Source organism: Streptomyces sp. NPDC058257 (genome assembly GCF_042881845.1).
Lineage (GTDB): Bacteria > Actinomycetota > Actinomycetes > Streptomycetales > Streptomycetaceae > Streptomyces.
The window spans coordinates 304,537-321,159 of sequence record NZ_JBHVXJ010000007.1; the positions used below are offsets into that span (position 1 = coordinate 304,537).

Annotated in this window: 15 protein-coding genes; 9 read left to right on the forward strand and 6 right to left on the reverse strand. The window is 70.2% G+C overall.

The genetic code is table 11. The features are described 5' to 3' along the window. Positions 1–8 precede the first annotated feature (8 nt). Positions 9–2,717 (forward strand): pullulanase-type alpha-1,6-glucosidase, encoded by a 2,709-nt coding sequence (gene pulA, locus ACFVXC_RS20035; protein ID WP_389906819.1) that lies wholly within the window; start codon positions 9–11, stop codon positions 2,715–2,717. An 84-nt stretch (positions 2,718–2,801) separates the two neighbouring features. Here the strand turns inward: pulA and ACFVXC_RS20040 are convergent, their stop codons facing one another. Further along, entirely contained in the window at positions 2,802–3,221 is a 420-nt protein-coding gene (locus tag ACFVXC_RS20040; protein WP_389906821.1) for a GNAT family N-acetyltransferase, read from the reverse strand. 246 nt (positions 3,222–3,467) lie between these two features. Here ACFVXC_RS20040 and ACFVXC_RS20045 point away from each other — a divergent pair, with 246 nt between their 5' ends. Together ACFVXC_RS20045 and ACFVXC_RS20050 are read left to right on the forward strand one after the other, a co-directional pair. Next, complete coding sequence (locus tag ACFVXC_RS20045; RefSeq protein ID WP_389906823.1) at positions 3,468–4,346, forward strand: MEDS domain-containing protein; 879 nt, start codon at positions 3,468–3,470, stop codon at positions 4,344–4,346. Next, positions 4,346–4,768 (forward strand): ATP-binding protein, encoded by a 423-nt coding sequence (locus ACFVXC_RS20050; protein ID WP_389906825.1) that lies wholly within the window; start codon positions 4,346–4,348, stop codon positions 4,766–4,768. Before ACFVXC_RS20045 ends, ACFVXC_RS20050 begins: the two co-directional genes overlap by 1 nt. 21 nt (positions 4,769–4,789) lie before the next feature. On the opposite strand, the gene ACFVXC_RS20055 is transcribed toward ACFVXC_RS20050, so the two are convergent. Further along, a complete protein-coding gene (locus ACFVXC_RS20055) occupies positions 4,790–5,464 on the reverse strand; it encodes a class I SAM-dependent methyltransferase (RefSeq protein WP_389906827.1) in 675 nt (224 codons plus the stop codon). Positions 5,465–5,547: 83 nt separating this feature from the next. On the opposite strand from ACFVXC_RS20055, the gene ACFVXC_RS20060 reads away from it, so the two are divergent. From ACFVXC_RS20060 to ACFVXC_RS20070, 3 genes are all read left to right on the forward strand, one after another. Beyond that, positions 5,548–6,168 carry a helix-turn-helix domain-containing protein gene (locus tag ACFVXC_RS20060; RefSeq protein WP_389906829.1) on the forward strand — a complete coding sequence of 207 codons (621 nt, stop codon included), beginning with the start codon at positions 5,548–5,550 and terminating at the stop codon, positions 6,166–6,168. Between the two features lie 114 nt (positions 6,169–6,282). Next, complete coding sequence (locus ACFVXC_RS20065) at positions 6,283–7,452, forward strand: damage-control phosphatase ARMT1 family protein (RefSeq protein ID WP_389906831.1); 1,170 nt, start codon at positions 6,283–6,285, stop codon at positions 7,450–7,452. Between the two features lie 411 nt (positions 7,453–7,863). Continuing rightward, positions 7,864–9,525 (forward strand): ABC-F family ATP-binding cassette domain-containing protein, encoded by a 1,662-nt coding sequence (locus ACFVXC_RS20070; protein WP_389906833.1) that lies wholly within the window; start codon positions 7,864–7,866, stop codon positions 9,523–9,525. 82 nt (positions 9,526–9,607) lie between these two features. Here the strand turns inward: ACFVXC_RS20070 and ACFVXC_RS20075 are convergent, their stop codons facing one another. The 3 genes from ACFVXC_RS20075 to ACFVXC_RS20085 all read right to left on the reverse strand — a co-directional run bounded on the left by ACFVXC_RS20075 (position 9,608) and on the right by ACFVXC_RS20085 (position 11,133). After that, the gene (locus ACFVXC_RS20075; RefSeq protein ID WP_389906835.1) at positions 9,608–10,057 is read right to left on the reverse strand and encodes an RDD family protein; all 450 of its coding nucleotides are present in this window, start codon (positions 10,055–10,057) and stop codon (positions 9,608–9,610) included. Between the two features lie 42 nt (positions 10,058–10,099). Beyond that, complete coding sequence (locus ACFVXC_RS20080) at positions 10,100–10,660, reverse strand: DoxX family protein (protein ID WP_389906837.1); 561 nt, start codon at positions 10,658–10,660, stop codon at positions 10,100–10,102. A gap of 83 nt (positions 10,661–10,743) precedes the next feature. Continuing rightward, positions 10,744–11,133, reverse strand: a complete 390-nt coding sequence (locus tag ACFVXC_RS20085; protein ID WP_389906839.1) for a hypothetical protein — start codon at positions 11,131–11,133, stop codon at positions 10,744–10,746. Positions 11,134–11,426: 293 nt separating this feature from the next. Between ACFVXC_RS20085 and ACFVXC_RS20090 the strand changes: the two genes are divergently transcribed. Then, entirely contained in the window at positions 11,427–12,695 is a 1,269-nt protein-coding gene (locus ACFVXC_RS20090; protein ID WP_389906841.1) for an aminotransferase class I/II-fold pyridoxal phosphate-dependent enzyme, read from the forward strand. A gap of 146 nt (positions 12,696–12,841) precedes the next feature. Here ACFVXC_RS20090 and ACFVXC_RS20095 read toward each other — a convergent pair whose 3' ends face one another. Beyond that, on the reverse strand, positions 12,842–13,441 hold the full coding sequence (locus tag ACFVXC_RS20095; protein WP_389906843.1) for a GNAT family N-acetyltransferase: 600 nt from the start codon (positions 13,439–13,441) through the stop codon (positions 12,842–12,844). Between the two features lie 231 nt (positions 13,442–13,672). Between ACFVXC_RS20095 and ACFVXC_RS20100 the strand changes: the two genes are divergently transcribed. Next, positions 13,673–14,785, forward strand: coding sequence for a LacI family DNA-binding transcriptional regulator (locus tag ACFVXC_RS20100; protein WP_389906845.1), 1,113 nt, complete (start codon positions 13,673–13,675; stop codon positions 14,783–14,785). 80 nt (positions 14,786–14,865) lie between these two features. Next, entirely contained in the window at positions 14,866–16,476 is a 1,611-nt protein-coding gene (locus ACFVXC_RS20105) for an FAD-dependent oxidoreductase (RefSeq protein WP_389906847.1), read from the forward strand. The last annotated feature ends 147 nt before the right edge of the window (positions 16,477–16,623 follow it).

Consider the following 16,623-nt stretch of genomic DNA (forward strand, 5'->3'; position numbering starts at 1 on the left):
AACCACCCTTGACCGGCTCCCCGCGTCGCACCGCTGCGATCACGGCCCTCGCCCTGCTCGCCGCGGTGGCGCCCCTGACGTCCTCGGCCACCGCCGCGCCCCGAGCACCGGCCGCCGCCGACGCGCCCGCCGCCGAGCTCGACCTGTCCATGTCCAAGGCGCAGTGGATGGACAAGAACACCGTCGCCTGGGACGTCCAAGGCGACGCCAAGTCCCAGGAGCTGGTGTACGCACGTGACGGGCGGCTGACCGTCAAGGACGGCGAAATCGCCGGTGCGGGGCGGCGGATCCGACTCACCCCGGCCGCGGGTGGGCTCACCGAAGCACAGCGGAAGAAGTACCCGCACCTGAAGGAGTACGCGGCCTTCACCGTCGACCCGCGCGACCGCGACCTGGTCCGCCGTGCCCTCACCGGCCAGGTCATCGCGGTCCGCGAAGACGCCGACGGCACCTTGCTCACCGCCACCGGCGTCCAGACGCAGGGCATCCTCGACGACCTCTACAGCGCCACCGCCACCAAGGCCGATCTCGGCCCGCAGTTCCGCAACGGCCGCCCCACGCTTGCCCTGTGGGCTCCCACCGCCCAGTCCGTCAGTCTCGAACTCGACGGCAGGCGCGTGGCCATGCGACGCGACGACGCCGGCGGCGTGTGGTCCGTCACCGGTGACAGGAGCTGGTCGGGCAAGCAGTACCGCTACGTCGTGAAGGTATGGGCGCCCAGCGTCCAGAAGGTCGTCACCAACAAGGTCACCGACCCCTACTCCACCGCGCTCACCGCGGACTCGGAGCGCAGCATCGCCGTCGACCTCGACGACCCGAAGCTCGCGCCGAAGGGCTGGGAGCGGCTGAAGAAGCCGAAGGCGATACCCCTGCGCGACGCGCAGATCCAGGAACTGCACATCCGCGACTTCTCCGTCGAGGACCGCACGGCGCGCCACCCCGGCAAGTACCTGGCCTTCACCGACACGGCGTCCGACGGCATGAAGCACCTGCGCGAGCTGGCCAAGGCCGGCACGTCCTACGTACATCTGCTGCCCGCGTTCGACATCGGTACCATCCCCGAGCGCGCCGCCGACCAGGCCACGCCCGACTGCGACCTGACGGCGCCCGCCCCGGACTCCGACGAGCAGCAGGCCTGCGTCACCGAGACCGCCGCGAAGGACGCCTACAACTGGGGCTACGACCCCCTGCACTACACCGTGCCCGAGGGCAGCTACGCGAGCGACCCCGCCGGGACCCGCCGCACGGTCGAGTTCCGGCAGATGGTCCAGGGCCTCAACGGCTCCGGCCTCCGCACGGTGATGGACGTCGTCTACAACCACACCGTCGCGAGCGGCCAGGCCGACAGGTCCGTCCTCGACAAGATCGTGCCCGGCTACTACCAGCGACTGCTGGACGACGGCACGGTGGCCACCTCCACCTGCTGCGCCAACACCGCACCCGAGAACGCCATGATGGGCAAACTCGTGGTCGACTCCCTTGTCACCTGGGCCAAGGAGTACAAGGTCGACGGCTTCCGCTTCGACCTGATGGGACACCACCCCAAGGCCAACATCCTGGCCGTCCGCAAGGCCCTGGACGCGCTGACCCTCAAGAAGGACGGCGTCGACGGGAAGCAGATCGTCCTCTACGGAGAGGGCTGGAACTTCGGCGAGATCGCGGATGACGCCCGCTTCGTCCAGGCCACCCAGAAGAACATGGCGGGCACGGGCATCGCCACCTTCTCCGACCGTGGCCGCGACGCGGTGCGCGGCGGCGGTCCCTTCGACGAGGACCCCGGCGTACAGGGCTTCGCCAGCGGCCTGTTCACCGACCCCAACGCGTCGAAGGCCAACGGAACCCCTGCCGAGCAGAAGGCGCGGCTCCTGCACTACCAGGACCTGCTCAAGGTGGCCCTGACCGGCAATCTCGCCGGGTACACGTTCACCGACTCCGCCGGAAAGCAGGTCAAGGGCTCCGAGGTCGACTACAACGGAGCCCCGGCCGGCTACGCGGCAGCCCCCGGCGACGCCCTCTCCTACACCGACGCCCACGACAACGAATCGCTGTACGACGCGCTCGCCTTCAAGCTTCCCGCGGACACCACGGCCGCCGAGCGCTCGCGCATGCAGGTGCTCGCGATGGCGACCTCCACCCTGGCCCAGGGCCCGTCCCTCTCCCAGGCCGGCAGCGACCTGCTGCGCTCCAAGTCCCTCGACCGCAACTCCTACGACAGCGGCGACTGGTTCAACGCCCTGCACTGGAACTGCCAGGACGGCAACGGCTTCGGCCGCGGTCTGCCCCCGGCCGCCGACAACAAGGACAAGTGGGCCTACGGAAAGCCCCTGTTGACGTCCGCTTCCCTGACTCCGGGCTGCGCGGAGATCAACGGCACATCGGCCGCCTACCAGGATCTGGTCAAACTGCGCGCGACCGAGCCGGCGTTCTCCCTGGCCACGGCAGGACGGGTTCAGTCCCGGCTCGCCTACCCGCTCTCCGGCACCTCCGCCGAGGCCCCCGGCGTGATCACCATGGAGGTCGGGAACCTCGTGGTCGTCTTCAACGCGACCCCGGACGCACGGAAGCAGCGCGTCACGGCCCTGAAGAACACCGCGTACAAGCTCCACCCCGTCCAGGCGAAGGGAGCCGACCCGGTGGTCAAGTCGGCGTCGTACGAGAGGAGTTCAGGTACCTTCAGCGTCCCCGCGCGCACGGTAGCCGTTTTCGAGCGGGGCTGAGCCAGGGACTGTTCCCCACTGCGAGGCCTGACCGCCGGTCCAGCTGATCCCAGCTGATTCCTCGGGGCCCTGGAGGCGATGCCTTCAGGGCCCCTGTCTCTCGAGAGGCAGGTGGATCAACCCCGCTTCCGTCGGCCGGAAGCCACAGGCGCCGAAATAGAACCCTCGCAGCCCGGGCTCGAAGTCGACGTGCAGCCATTCGCAGCCCGCCGCGCGCGCCTGTTCCGCCGCCAGACGGACGACCGACGTCGCGATACCGCGACGCTGGTGCGAACCCCGGGTCTTCGTGTCGATCAGGAAGGCGTGGTCTCCGCCGTCCCACGCCACGTTCACGAATCCGACAAGGACGCCCTCGCCGTCACGGGCCCCCACCCAGCCCAGGCTGTGCTCCTTGACCCGGTTCCACCAACCGGCGACGGCATCGCCGCCGTGCGACCGGGCAAGGTCGACCAACTCCTCGTCGCTGATGGGGTCGCGCCATGCGTAAGAGATCGCTCCGCTCATGCTGCCAGCGTCGCCGACCAGCCCCTGGCAGGACAACACATTAACGAGCGGGTAGATCAAGGCCGTCGGGTTTTGCGTACAGATTCAGTACGGAACAGATCATCTTCACGCATTCTCGATCGCCAAAGGGCGCCGCGATATCGGCTAACCGTCACTATCTGCGGGGCCGCGCCGCCGTGGGGTACGGGCCGCTAGCGTGTGCCCCGCACTTGTTCCCGTCAGGCCTTTCGGCCTCGGAGGTGAGAGATGGCGGATTCCGGCTCGGCGTCGGTCGGTACGATCCCGGTTCAGCACCTCCGGGCGGGCGACCATGCTTTCGTCAGTTACGCCGACGACGACGCGGGCCGCGACGTGGTGTCCGCGTTCGCGTGGGCCGGGCTCGTGAAGCGCGAGAAGGTGATGGTCTTCGCCGCTCCGCACATGGAGGCGGAAGAGGTGTGGAACCGGCTTGACGCCCCGGGAGCCCTGCTGGGAGCCGCTCGCGAACACGGGCAGTTGGTGCTCAGCAGCATGCGCGCCCTCATCCGGCCCCAGGACGCGTTCACCCCCGGCCGCCAGTGGGAGCGCATCACGGAGGAGACCGACAGAGCCCTGGCCGAGGGCTACAGCGGGCTGCGCACCTACATCGACATGCACTGGGTGGGGGACTTGGGCGCCGATGTCGACGTGATGATGCACCGCGAATCCCACGCCCAGCATCTGTTCACCGACCGCCCCTACACCGAGATCTGTGCCTACGACAGCCGTTGGTTCGACCCTGGCGTCCTGACGGCCATGCACGAGGCGCATCCCTGCAGGCTGCTGCCCCGCCTGGGTGCTCTGCACGTGGAACAGTCGTACGGCATCGTCCGGTTGGTCGGCGAGGCGGACCTTGCCACCAGGGAGCAGTTCATCAGCGGTGTGCGCGAGGGGCTTCGACGCGGCGAGCAGTCCCAGCTCCTCACGGTGGATCTGTCCGGCCTCGTCTTCCTCGGTGTCGCGTGTGCGGTGGACCTGCTGCGGCTGGTTCTGGAGCATGCGCACGGCCCGGTCCAAGTCGACTGCCCACCGACATCGGTGCGCATACTTCACAGAGCGGGCGCGGATCAAGTGCCCCACCTGGTGATCAACGAGGTGGCCCGCTGATGACGACAGACTCCGGGTCCCGCGAGGTCCCTCCCGTCACCCTGCTGGAATCACCCTTCAACCAGGACGACCTGCCCCGGCTTCGGATGCTCGTCGAACAGTTCGCAGGCCACCAAGGGCTGAACGAACCACGGCGCAGCGAATTCATCGTGGCCCTGGACGCCGTGGCGGTCAACGCGGTCGAGCACGCGGGCGGTGGCGGCACGCTGATCCTGCAGCGCGGCAACGGCCGTCTGGCCTGCCACATCCACGACGCGGGCCCCGGCTTCAGCGCCGATGTCGTCCCTGAGGCCGCTCCCGGCCTCGACGACGACACGGGCGGGCGTGGGCTGTGGCTCGCAGGCCTGCTCACCGACGAACTCACCATCGCCGCGGGTCCTTGCGGGGCCATGGTGACGCTGGCCGTGCGGCTGCCCCAATAGCGGTGTTCACGCCCTGCCCTTTCAGGTGCGGCGCCGCAGTCTGACGGTGTAGTTGGTCCGGGTGGAGGGCCCTCCGTCGGGCGCCGCCAGGGAGTGTTCGTGGGTGTCGCAGACGAGTACGTCCCACTGTCCGGCCGGCAGGTCGAGAGCGGCCAGGACCTTCTGAGGGCTCGGGAAGTCCACCCCGGGGTGCGGTTCGGTATCCCAGGCGGGGAAGCCCATGTGGCCCACGATCAGGAGGGTGCCGCCCCGCGCGACGGCCGCTGCGGCGTTCCGCAGGATCTCCTCGCGCGGCATCTCGTGGAGGGAGTGCAGGAACTGGGCGGAGACCAGGTCGTAGCTGCCGGCGGGGAGCGACGTACCGAGATCGTGGTGCCGCCAGTCGACGCGGTCGGCGACCTGCGCCTCGGCCGCGTGCTCGGCGGCACGGCCGAGGGCGACGCGGGAGATGTCGGTGGCGGTGACGCGCCAGCCCTGCCGCGCGAGCCAGATCGCGTCTCCCCCCTCTCCGCAGCCCAGGTCCAGGGCGCTGCCCGGCGTCAGCCCTTCGGTCTCGCGGACGAGTGCGGCATTGGGTTCCCCGCTCCACAGACGGCCGCTTTGGCTGTAGCGCTCGTCCCAGAATGTCTCGGCCGATTCGGAGGCGGTGCGGGTGTTGTCGGTACCGGTACCGGCACCAGTGTTCTGGTCGCTCATGCGGGCTCCTTCTGCTCTCTGGCAACCCTGCGCCCGGCCATGGCGGCTTGACAAAGTTATTTGCCGCGACGGCAAATAGAGGGATGAGCGACGACGCCGATCTCACGGATGTACTGACCTCCGTCGGTCCGCGACTGCGGGTACTGCGGAAGGCACGGGGAGCCACCCTGGCCCGGCTGAGCGAGGAGACGGGGATCTCCCTGAGCACGCTCTCGCGCCTCGAGGCCGGACAGCGCGAGCCGACCTTGAAGCTCCTGCTGCCACTGGCCAGGGCGTACGGCGTACCGCTCGACGAACTGGTCGGCGCTCCCCAGACGGGCGACCCGCGCATCCACCCGCGCCCCTTCAAGCGCCACGGCAACACCTGGGTCCCCCTGACCCGGTACCTCGGCGGAATGCACGCCTACAAGCAAGTCATGCCGGTCGCCAAGAACGGCACCCGGCAGACCACGCGCCCCGAGCAGGGCATGCACGAGGGCTACGAGTGGCTCTACGTCCTCTCCGGCCGCCTGCTCGTTGCCCTTGGCGACCACGACCTCGTCCTCACCGCGGGCGAAGCCGCCGAGTTCGACACCCGCACCCCGCACGGTTTCGCCAACGCCGGTGACATCCCCGTCGAATTCCTCGCCCTGTACGGGGCACAGGGCGAGCGCATGCACGTACGTGTCAGGCCGGGGGGCGAAGAGGATGGGGGCGGGGCGTAGCTCGCCCCGCCCCCACACGTCCGGCTGTCCCCTCGCTCCGGCTGCCTCCACGCGTGGGCTCGTCTCCACGTGTCCGGCCATCCGCCACAGGTCAGTCGGTGAGACCCTTGGGGCATGCCAGAAGCAGTCGACGCCCCCGTCATCCTGAGCAACGCGCCCGGTTCCTTCCCCCGGAGCGTGCTCGCCGAGCGGCATCCGGCGCTGATCAAAAAGGTGCGGGACGCCTTCCCCTACGGGCCGCGCCAGCATCGCGCCCTCGACGCCCTGCTGACGCAGGCCACGGAGGGGGTGATCGAACCACTGGGCCCCGAGGCGCACGACCGCCACCTGTGGGAGGCCTGGGGGCGCGAGTACTTCGGCCTGACTTGGTTCGACGCGCCGTTCCTCTGGGCCGAGAGCTACTTCTACCGCCAACTCCTCTCAGCCGTCGGGTACTTCGAGGCCGGTCCCTGGCAGGGGATCGATCCGTTCCGCCCGTTCAAGCAGGCGGAGCTCCACACCGGGGAGGCCGACGAGGAGTTGGCCGCGCTCGATGGTCTCGCCGTGCGGCCCGTCGACGAGCAGCGTCAGGCGCTGCTGCTCGGCTCGCTGTGGGGCAACCGCGCGGACCTGGGATTCGCCGTGGGCGGCGGCTCGGCCGGGGTCGCCGACTCGCGCCTCGTCGCGGACGACTCCGCGCTGCTGTGGTCCCTGCTGCCCGAGGGCGGGGCTGCCACGCTGTGCCTGGTCGCGGACAACGCCGGACGAGAGCTCCTGCCCGACCTCATCCTCATCGACCACCTCTTGCGGCACCAGCGCGCCGAGCGGGTCCTGCTGCACGTCAAGCCGTACCCGTACTACGTCTCGGACGCCATGACCGCCGACGTGATCGACTGCCTGCGCCACCTGAACGGCGCGCGGGGCGCCGCGGCAGAGGTGGGGGAGCGCCTGTGGTCCGCCATGGGCACCGGCCGTCTCGCCGTCCGCAGTCACACCTTCTCCTGCGCCCCGCTGCCGTACGCGCGGATGCCCGACGACCTGCGCCAGGAGTTCGCGGAGGCCGACGTGACCGTGATGAAGGGTGACCTGAACTACCGGCGTCTGGTCGGCGACCAGCTGTGGCCCGCCACCACACCGTTCGAGGAACGCACCGCGTATTTCCCCGGCCCGGTGGCCGCACTGCGGACGCTGAAGTCCGACGTGATCGTCGGACTCGACGCGCGGACCGAGGCGACACTCGTCGCCGAGCACGGCCAGGGATGGCGGACCAGCGGCACCCACGCGCTGATCCAGGCGCGTCCGTGAGCTGCGGGACGGGGTGACCTGAGAGACGCGGTGAGCTGCAAATCGGGGTGACCTGAGAGACGCGGTGAGCTGCGAGACGGGGTGACCCGAGAGGACGCGGTGACCTTAAAAAGCTTTGCCTTTCACCCTCGCGGTCGTTATCGTTTCGAACTGTCCTGTTGTCTCCGATAGAGGTGGACGTTGCGCATCTGAGGTTCGCGATCATCGCGCCGTACGGCCTTTTGCCGTACGCCCGTCACGCCGCAGCCGGCCTTGCCGTGCCGCCCGTGACCCCGCGTGGATGCGACCTCGGTGCATGAGCCGTCCCCCGATCTCCCGGACCGCCGCACCTCTGTCTTTCTCGGTCGGTCGCCGCGTGGTGCTCGCATACGACGCCCCCTGCCCGCCGCGCCTGCGACTGCGAGATTCCCCATGTCTGTACCCACCACGCCCAGCGCCTCTCTGACCTGCTCCGCCCTGTCGTTCCAGTGGCCGGACGGCACGAGCGTCTTCGATGGCCTCTCCGTCAGCATCGGCCGGGGCCGCACCGGCCTGGTCGGCGCCAATGGCACGGGCAAGTCCACTTTGCTGCGTCTGCTTGCCGGGCAGCTGCACCCGTCCCGGGGCTCGGTGAACGTCGGCGGCAGCCTCGCCTACCTGCCGCAGAACATCACCCTCGACACGACCTTGCGCGTCGACCAGGCACTCGGTGTCGCCGAGCGGCGTGACGCGCTGCGCGCCATCGAGTCCGGCGACGTACGCGAACAGCACTTCGAGACGATCGGCGACGACTGGGACGTCGAGGAGAGGGCCCTGGCCGTGCTGGGGTCGCTCGGACTCGGCAGCGTCGAACTCGACCGCACCGTGGGGCAGATGTCCGGCGGGGAGACTGTTCTGCTGCGGCTGGCCGCGCTGCTCCTTGAGCGCCCGGACGTCCTTCTGCTCGACGAGCCGACCAACAACCTCGACCTGTTCGCGCGGCGTCGGCTCCACGAGGCCGTCGACTCCTGGCGCTCCGGTGTCCTGGTCGTGGTCAGCCACGACCTCGAACTGCTCGAGCGCGTCGACCGCATCGCCGAACTGCGCGCCGGGTCGGTGAGTTGGTACGGCGGCGGCTGGTCCGCCTACGAGGAGGCCCTTGCCACCGAGCAGGAAGCGGCAGGGCGGATGCTGCGGGCCGCCGAGGCCGACGTACGCCGACAGAAGCGCGAACTGGAGGAAACCCAGGTCAAGGTGGCCCGCCGCCAGCGGCACAGCAAGAAGATGGACGCCCAGCGGCGCGCACCGCGCATCGTCGCGGGCGAGAAGAAGCGATCCGCGCAGGAGTCGGGGGACAAGCTCCGCGGTCTGCACGAGGAACGGCTCAGCGAGGCGCGCGAGCGGCGTGAGGAAGCCGCGGACGCGATCCGCAACGACGCCGAGATCCGCGTCAGCCTCCCGCACACCGCTGTGCCCGCGGGCCGCACTGTGCTGACTCTGACCGAACTATGCCCCCAGTTCGGCAGGTTGAAGGAGGGAAACCTGCATGTGCAGGGGCCCGAGCGGATCGCCCTCGTCGGGCGCAACGGCGCGGGCAAGACGACGCTGCTGCGCACCCTCACCGAGGAGCTGGCCCCGCTGTCGGGCGAGGTCAGGACGTTCGTGCCGCTGCGGTTCCTGCCGCAGCGCCTCGATGTGCTCGACGACGGTCTCAGCGTCGCGGCGAACGTCTCCCGCCTGGCCCCCGGGCTCACCGACAACCACATCCGCTCCCAGCTCGCGCGCTTTCTGTTCAAGGGGGCACGCGCCGGACAACCGGCGGGCACCCTCTCGGGAGGCGAGCGCTTCCGCGCCGCGCTCGCGGCGATGATGCTCGCCGCTCCGGCCCCTCAGCTCTTGATGCTGGACGAGCCGACCAACAACCTCGACCTGGCGAGCGTGCGCCAACTGACCGGCGCACTCGAGTCGTACGAGGGTGCGCTCCTGATCGCCAGCCACGATCTGACCTTCTTGGAGTCGGTCGGCATCACCCGCTGGGTGTTCGTCGCGGAGGAACTGAAGGAGACCACCGCGGAGGAGGTACGTGACCTCCTGGCGGCGCCGCAGACGGACTGAGCGGCGGCAGGGTGGCAGATGGTCGAGAGCCGCCCGTGTCAGGAGCGGGCTGATCGGGAGCGGGCTGATCACGAACGGCTGATCAGGAACGGACCGTCCGGCGCGCCAGGCGCAGCCCCACCGCGTCCTGTTGCTCCACGTCGCTGTCCGTCGCCAGATGGAGAGGAACGAAGAGGACCATCCAGTAGAAGCCGAACAGCCAGCGGCCGACGAGCCGCAGTGGACCGGGCCGTCGGCCGTCGGCGGCCCGGACCACGCGCAGACCCGTGATCACTTTTCCGAGGCTGGCCCTGGCCGCCAAGGTGAGCAGGACATGATTGACGAAGGAGACTCCGACGGCCACTCCGAGTGCGGTGCCCCACACGGTGGCGGACCGCACTCGGAGTTCGACCACTCCGTCGCTCACCTGCACACCGGCCGCGGCGCCGGCCGCGAGAGCGCACACCAGGGCGATGAGCGCGTCGATGACCGCAGAGGTGGCCTTGCGCGCCGGAGCGGGGGCCACATCACGGGCGGGACTGTACTGCTGCATGGCTGCACGCTACTGTCCCGGCTCGGCCGACTGCCCAGGGGGTCAGTTGTGCAGGGCCACCAGGACGATGGCGGCCGAGACGGCGCCGAGTGCCAGGGCGGCGACACCGTGGGAGAGCCGGTGCGCGCGCGGGACGGGCAGGAGGTGGTCGACGGCGAACCTGCCGGGGCCCGCCAGCGCCAGGCTCACGGCGGCTACGAGCAGAACCAGGTCGTACTCGATGCCGGAGGGGTTGAAGAAGCCGTTGCCCCACTTCATGGCGATGGAGTTGAGCATGATCCCGAGGATGCCCGCCCCGGCGAGCGGGGTGAGCAGGCCGATGGCGAGGCCCAGACCGCAGAACGTCTCGGTCAGACCGGCGATCGTGGCCATGGTCTTGGGGGCGGAGTAGCCGTCGCTCGCGAAGAACCCGGCGGTGCCGTCGAGACCGGCGCCGTTGAACCAGCCGAAGAGCTTCTGGCTGCCGTGGACGGCCATGGTCAGTCCGACCGCGCAGCGCAACAGCAGGAGCCCGATGTCAGTGCCGGAGTGCGATGGGGCGAGCGGGGAGCCGGGGCCGCCCCGAGTGGTGGTGGACATGCCGGTGGAGGTGAAAAGGGACATGCGGATCTCTCCTGTTGGTCGATGAGGGTGACGCGGTGATGCCGACCGGTCCTGTCGGCGGGGTGCGGGTGGAGAGATCCCGTCTACGTTCTGATGACCTGGGTTCTGTAGAGGTCGACGGACGTCGCGTCCGGCGGAGAGACCGCCGGCGGTGCGGGTGAGTCGTCCCGCGGCCCGTACGACGTTGATGCGGTGTCGAAGGCGGGCGAGCCGGTCCGTTCGGGAGCGGGCAACGCCCCGCGCGGGGTCGTGTTCTGGCCCTCGTGGCAGCCGCGGCCGCCGTCGCGCGCTCGGTCACGGCCGCTGTCACGGCTGTCGGCGTGCGGGGAAAGGGACGCGGCCTTGGTGTCCGAAGCGACGGCGGTGTCCGAGAGTCCGTCGAGGCCGAGCAGGGGGACGAGGAAGAGGAAGGCCATGGCGAGCAGGGCGGTGCGCACCGTACCGCCCTGGGGTCGTCTCTCCCGTGTGGCCATGTCCCACTGATGGTAGGGCAGCGGTGCGCTCACGGACGATGCCGGAGGGCCGATGACCAAGGCGGCAGAGCTCGTCTCCCGGCCACCCGGGAGTGCGGGCCGGTGTCGGTCCGGCGGAGGCGTCCGGGCACGGGATCTTGTGGGCGGCGTCGCTCCTCGGAAAGTGACGAGCGCCACCTGCCCGGCAATGGGCAGGTCATCGCTTTGTATCCTCGGCGGGCAGTGCCGATGCCCCCGTCGCCGGCCGAGGCAGCTGACAGGCCCCGGCAGCGCCGACAACGTAAGGACACATCATGACCACCGAGCTGAGCCCCGACTCCCTGACCGGGCTCCTTGAGCAGGCCCGCCAGGACTACCAGGACCTCGCAGGGCGCGGGCTCTCGCTCGACCTGACGCGTGGCAAGCCGGCGCCTGAGCAGCTCGACCTCTCCGCGGAGCTGCTGAGTCTGCCGGGCGGGCGGCACACCTCCGCCGACGGCACGGACGTACGCAATTACGGCGGTCTGCAGGGTCTGGCGGAGCTCCGGGAGATCTTCGCGGACGTGCTCCAGGTACCGGCCGGGCAGCTCCTCGCGCTCGGCAACTCCAGCCTTGAGCTGATGCACGACTGTCTGGTGCACGCGCTGCTGAGTGTGGTGCCGGGTGGCGAGTCGCGCTGGGTGGACCAGGAGCCGATCGCCTTCCTGTGCCCGGTTCCGGGATACGACCGGCATTTCGGGCTCTGCGAGCGGTTCGGGATCGACATGATCCCGGTCCCGATGACCGCCGACGGTCCGGACATGGACGCCGTGGAGCGGCTCGTCGCCGAGAACCCGAAGATCAAGGGCATCTGGTGCGTCCCGAAGTACAGCAACCCCGACGGCGTCTCCTACAGCGATGAGACTGTCGCCCGCCTTGCCTCGATGCGGGCCGCCGCGCCCGACTTCCGGATCTTCTGGGACAACGCGTACGCCGCCCACCACCTCACCGACGAACCCGCCGAGATAGCCGACCTGCTCACCGCCTGCGCGGACGCGGGGAACGAGGACCGTGTCTTCGTCTTCGGCTCCACCTCGAAGATCACCGCGGCCGGTGCGGGCGTCGCCTTCTTCGGCTCATCGCCCGCGAACCTCAAGTGGCTGCTCGCCAACAACGCCAAGCGGTCGATCGGCCCGGACAAGATCAACCAGCTGCGGCACGTGATGTTCCTGCGGGACGCCGACGGGGTGCGGGCCCACATGGAGCGCCAGCGCGCCCTGCTCCAGCCGAAGTTCGAGGCGGTGGCCCGCATCCTGGAGGCGGAACTCGGCGGCACCGGCCTCGCCCGGTGGACCGACCCCAAGGGCGGCTACTTCGTCACTCTCGAAGTGACCGACGGCTGCGCCAAGGAGGTCGTACGCCGTGCAGCCGAGGCGGGCATCGTACTGACCCCGGCCGGTGCGACCCACCCGCACGGCAACGACCCGCGCGACGCCACCATCCGCATCGCACCCAGCTACCCGAGCCTCGCCGAACTGGAGCAGGCCATCGAGGGCCTCGCGGTGTGCGTACGGCTCGTGGGGTACGAGCAGCGGGTCAGCTAGAGCCCGCAGGCCTAGAGCCCGCAGGCCTCGTACCGTTGCGGCTGGGAGGGGCGGCGGGGGCGGTGTGGCAGAGGAGGGGCGGTGTCCGTCGGTGTGATCGACCGGTGGCATCGCCGACTCTCTGTGCGAGCTCCGGCCTCCAGGGACTAGCCCTCGGCCGAGGAGCCATGGGCACCGCCCGGCGGAACCTCGGGCCCGTCGAGGATCATCTCTCGCTCCACCTTGGAGGGGTCGCCCTTCATGGGGGCGGTCACCCCGGAGCGTACGAATCCGTACCGCCGGTAGAAGCTCTCGGCCCGTGCGTTGTCCTCGTGGACGTACAGGCGCACCCGCGCCACGTCCGGCACCGCCCGTGCCCACCCGACAGCCGCCTCGAAGAGCGCGTCGGTCACACCGCATCCGCGGTGCTCGGGGCGGACGAAGACACCGACGACATGTGCCTGGCGCTGCTGAACGCTCACGCCGAACACGTCGTCGCCGCCCGCGTCCTCGACGAGTACGGTCACTGTGCCGCTCCACGCCCCGTCCGGGCCCTCCGCCACGAACTGGCGCACCCGCGTCCCGCCGGCCGACCCCTTGGCCCGCTCCTCCCAGAAGGAGTCCGGCTGCGCGGCGGCCTGTTCGTACGTGTCGAGGAAGGCGATCGGAGCCGCCGGATCCCGCAGTGCCAGGAGCCGTAGTTCTTTCACCTCGGGCCACTCATCGGCGCGTATAGGACGGACGGTATGGCGCGGAACCTCGTTCATGTCGCCGCACCCTACGGGACTGTCGCGCCGGAGCGCTTCGGTATTTCCGCAGGTCCTCGCGCCAGAGGGGGTGCCTGAGGGTGTCGCGGCCCGCCCTTCGTCCGCGGCTCTTCGGTGGTGGAGAAGCAGGGAAAGAAACTTCGTTCACCCTCTTGACCGGTCGTTCCGTGCCACGCACAGTACTCGTTAATGCGCATAGCTAATACGCATTAACGATGCGAAGGGGCAGTGGTGGACGAACCCAGGAAGCGGGCCGCACGAGGCCGGGCGCCCGCCTCGGCAGGGCGCACCGGGCGTCCGCGTCAGGCCGAGGTCGCCCGGCTCGCGGGAGTGTCGCAGGCCACGGTCTCGCTGGTGCTCGCCGGTAAGAAGCAGGGCATCGCCATCTCCGACGAGACCCGGCAGAAAGTGCTCGACGCCGCCGGCAGCCTGGGCTACGTACCGGACCCGGCCGCCAGGCGGCTCGCGGCGGCGCGCAACGGACTGCTCGGAGTGTTCAGCTTCACGGCCACCTTCCCCACGGACGTACAGCACTCGTACTACCCGTTCCTGGTGGGCGTGGAGCAGGAAGCCGCCGCCCAGGGATATGACCTGGTGCTCTTCACCGGGTCGAGTCGCGGCGGCGCGGGGGCCGGTGCGCCGCACGCGCTCCACAGGGCGCGACTCGCCGACGGGTGTCTCTTCCTCGGCCGCCACGCCCCGGTGGACGAACTGCGCAGGCTCGTGGACGACGGGTTTCCCGTGGTCCACCTGGGGCGCAGGGACGAACCGGAGGGCCTTGCCTGGGTCGGTGCCGACTACGTCAGCGCCAGCCGCGAAGTCGTCCACCGGCTCGCCGCTCTCGGGCACCGTCGCGTCGTCCTCGTACGCGAGGACGACGACGCGCCCGCCTCCACCGACCGTGAACGGGGCTTCCTGGAGGGGCTGGAGAGCGCGGGCCTGCCTTGCGGACCCGGTGCCGTCTTCCGCCGTGCCGATCCGGAACAGGCGCTCGGGGCGGAAGAACTGCGGCAGTGGGTGGCGCAGGGCGTCACCGCCGTGGTGGCCGAGGAGACCGACAGCGGCGCGGCCTGGCGAGCGCTGAGCACGGCCGCCCGCGACGCCGGTCTGCACTGCCCCGGCGACATCTCCCTCGCCCTGCTCGGCAGCCCGCCCCCCGATCTCGCGGACGAGCCGCATCCCACCGGATTCGACATCCCCCGTGCGCAGTTGGGCGCGACCGCCGTGCGCCTGCTCGCCACCCTCGTCGCCGGCGAGGACGCCCCCGACCCGCTGGTGGCCTGCACCTTCCGGCCCGGCGCCACCACAGGGCCGCCGCCCAAGACGATTGCGGAGATCGCATGACGGCGGCCGTGAGCAGCCGCGCCCCACCTGACCGTGTGCCCCCGCAGCACGACCACGTACAGCACCGCACAAGGAGAACCGTGATCCCTGAACCGGACATCCTCATCGTCGGCGGCGGCCTGGGCGGCGTCGCCGCAGCGCTCGCCGCCTGCCGGGCCGGCCGGACCGTCGTCCTCACCGAGGAGACCGACTGGATCGGTGGCCAGCTCACCTCCCAGGCCGTTCCGCCGGACGAGCACCCCTGGGTGGAGCAGTTCGGCACGACCGCCTCGTACCGCAAGCTGCGCGAGTCCATCAGGGACTACTACCGCCAGTGGTATCCGCTCCGGTCGGAGGCGTCGTCCCTGGCCAACCTCAATCCGGGCGCCGGCCGCGTCAGCAAGCTCTGCCACGAACCCCGTGTCGCCCTCGCAGTGATGGAAGGCATGCTCGCGCCTCATCTCGCGTCGGGGCGACTGACTCTTCTCACCGAGCACTGGGCCGTCGCAGCCGAGTCGGACAACGATGTCATCACCTCCGTGACCCTGGAGAACCTGCGCGACGGCGAGCGCACCACGCTCCACGCCCGGTACGTCATCGACGCCACCGAGACCGGCGAACTCCTCGAACTCGGCGGAGTCGAGCACGCCATCGGCGCCGAGTCACGCGCCGAGTTCGGCGAGCCGCACGCACCCGAGGAGGCGCAGCCCCTCAACCAGCAGGGCATCACCGTCTGCTTCGCCCTCTCCCACCACGAGGGTGAGAACCACGTCATCGAGCGCCCCGTCGACTACGACTTCTGGCGCTCCTACCAGCCCGACTTCTGGCCGGGCCCGCTCCTCGGCTTCCTCGCTCCCGACCCGCGTTCGCTCGAAGCCGTTCCCCGTACGTTCGTGCCGAACCCGGAGATCGACCCGCTCGCCGTCAACGCGGACCAGAGCGCCGACGCGGGCGACAAGGAACTGTGGGGCTTCCGCCGCATCCTCGCCCGCAAGCTGCACCGGCCGGGAGCCTTCGACTCCGATATCACCCTGGTCAACTGGCCTCTCAACGACTACTGGTTGAAGCCGCTGATCGGAGGCGGCGGGGAGACCTCCGCGCAGGCGCTCGCGGAGGCGCGGCAGTTGTCCCTCTCGGTCCTGTACTGGCTCCAGACCGAGGCGCCCCGCGAGGACGGCGGCACCGGCTTCCCCGGTCTGCGGCTGCGCCCCGACATCACGGGCACGGCGGACGGCCTGGCCAAGGCCCCTTACGTGCGGGAGTCGCGGCGGATCAAGGCCGTCACCACCGTCACCGAGCAGGACGTCGCGATCGACGTCGTCGGCCCCTACGGGCGGACCGCCTACCGGGACTCCGTGGGCGTCGGCAACTACCGGATCGACCTGCACCCCTCCACCGGCGGCGACAACTACATCGACATCGGCTCCGTGCCGTTCGAGATACCGCTCGGCGCCCTCGTGCCCCGCCGCGTCCGCAATCTCCTCCCGGCGGGCAAGAACATCGGCACCACCCACATCACCAACGGCTGCTACCGCCTCCACCCCGTGGAGTGGAACATCGGCGAGGTCGCCGGTGCCCTGGCCGCGCACTGCGTGTCCGAAGGCGTCGAACCCCACCAGGTCCAGGCCGAGGACAAGCGGTTCGACGAGTTCGCCCGGCTGCTCGACCGAGACGGCGTGCAGCGCCACTGGCCCGACGTACGCGGCTACTGAGAGCCGATCGCTCTCAAAAGTGCCGGGTGGGACAGCTCCACCTGTGCCCCCCCCCCCCCCCCCCCCCCCCCCCCCCCCCCCACCCCGGGGCCCCCCCCCCCCACCCCCCGAGCACGGGGGGCGCCCCCGGGCCGCTGGGGCGCCCCA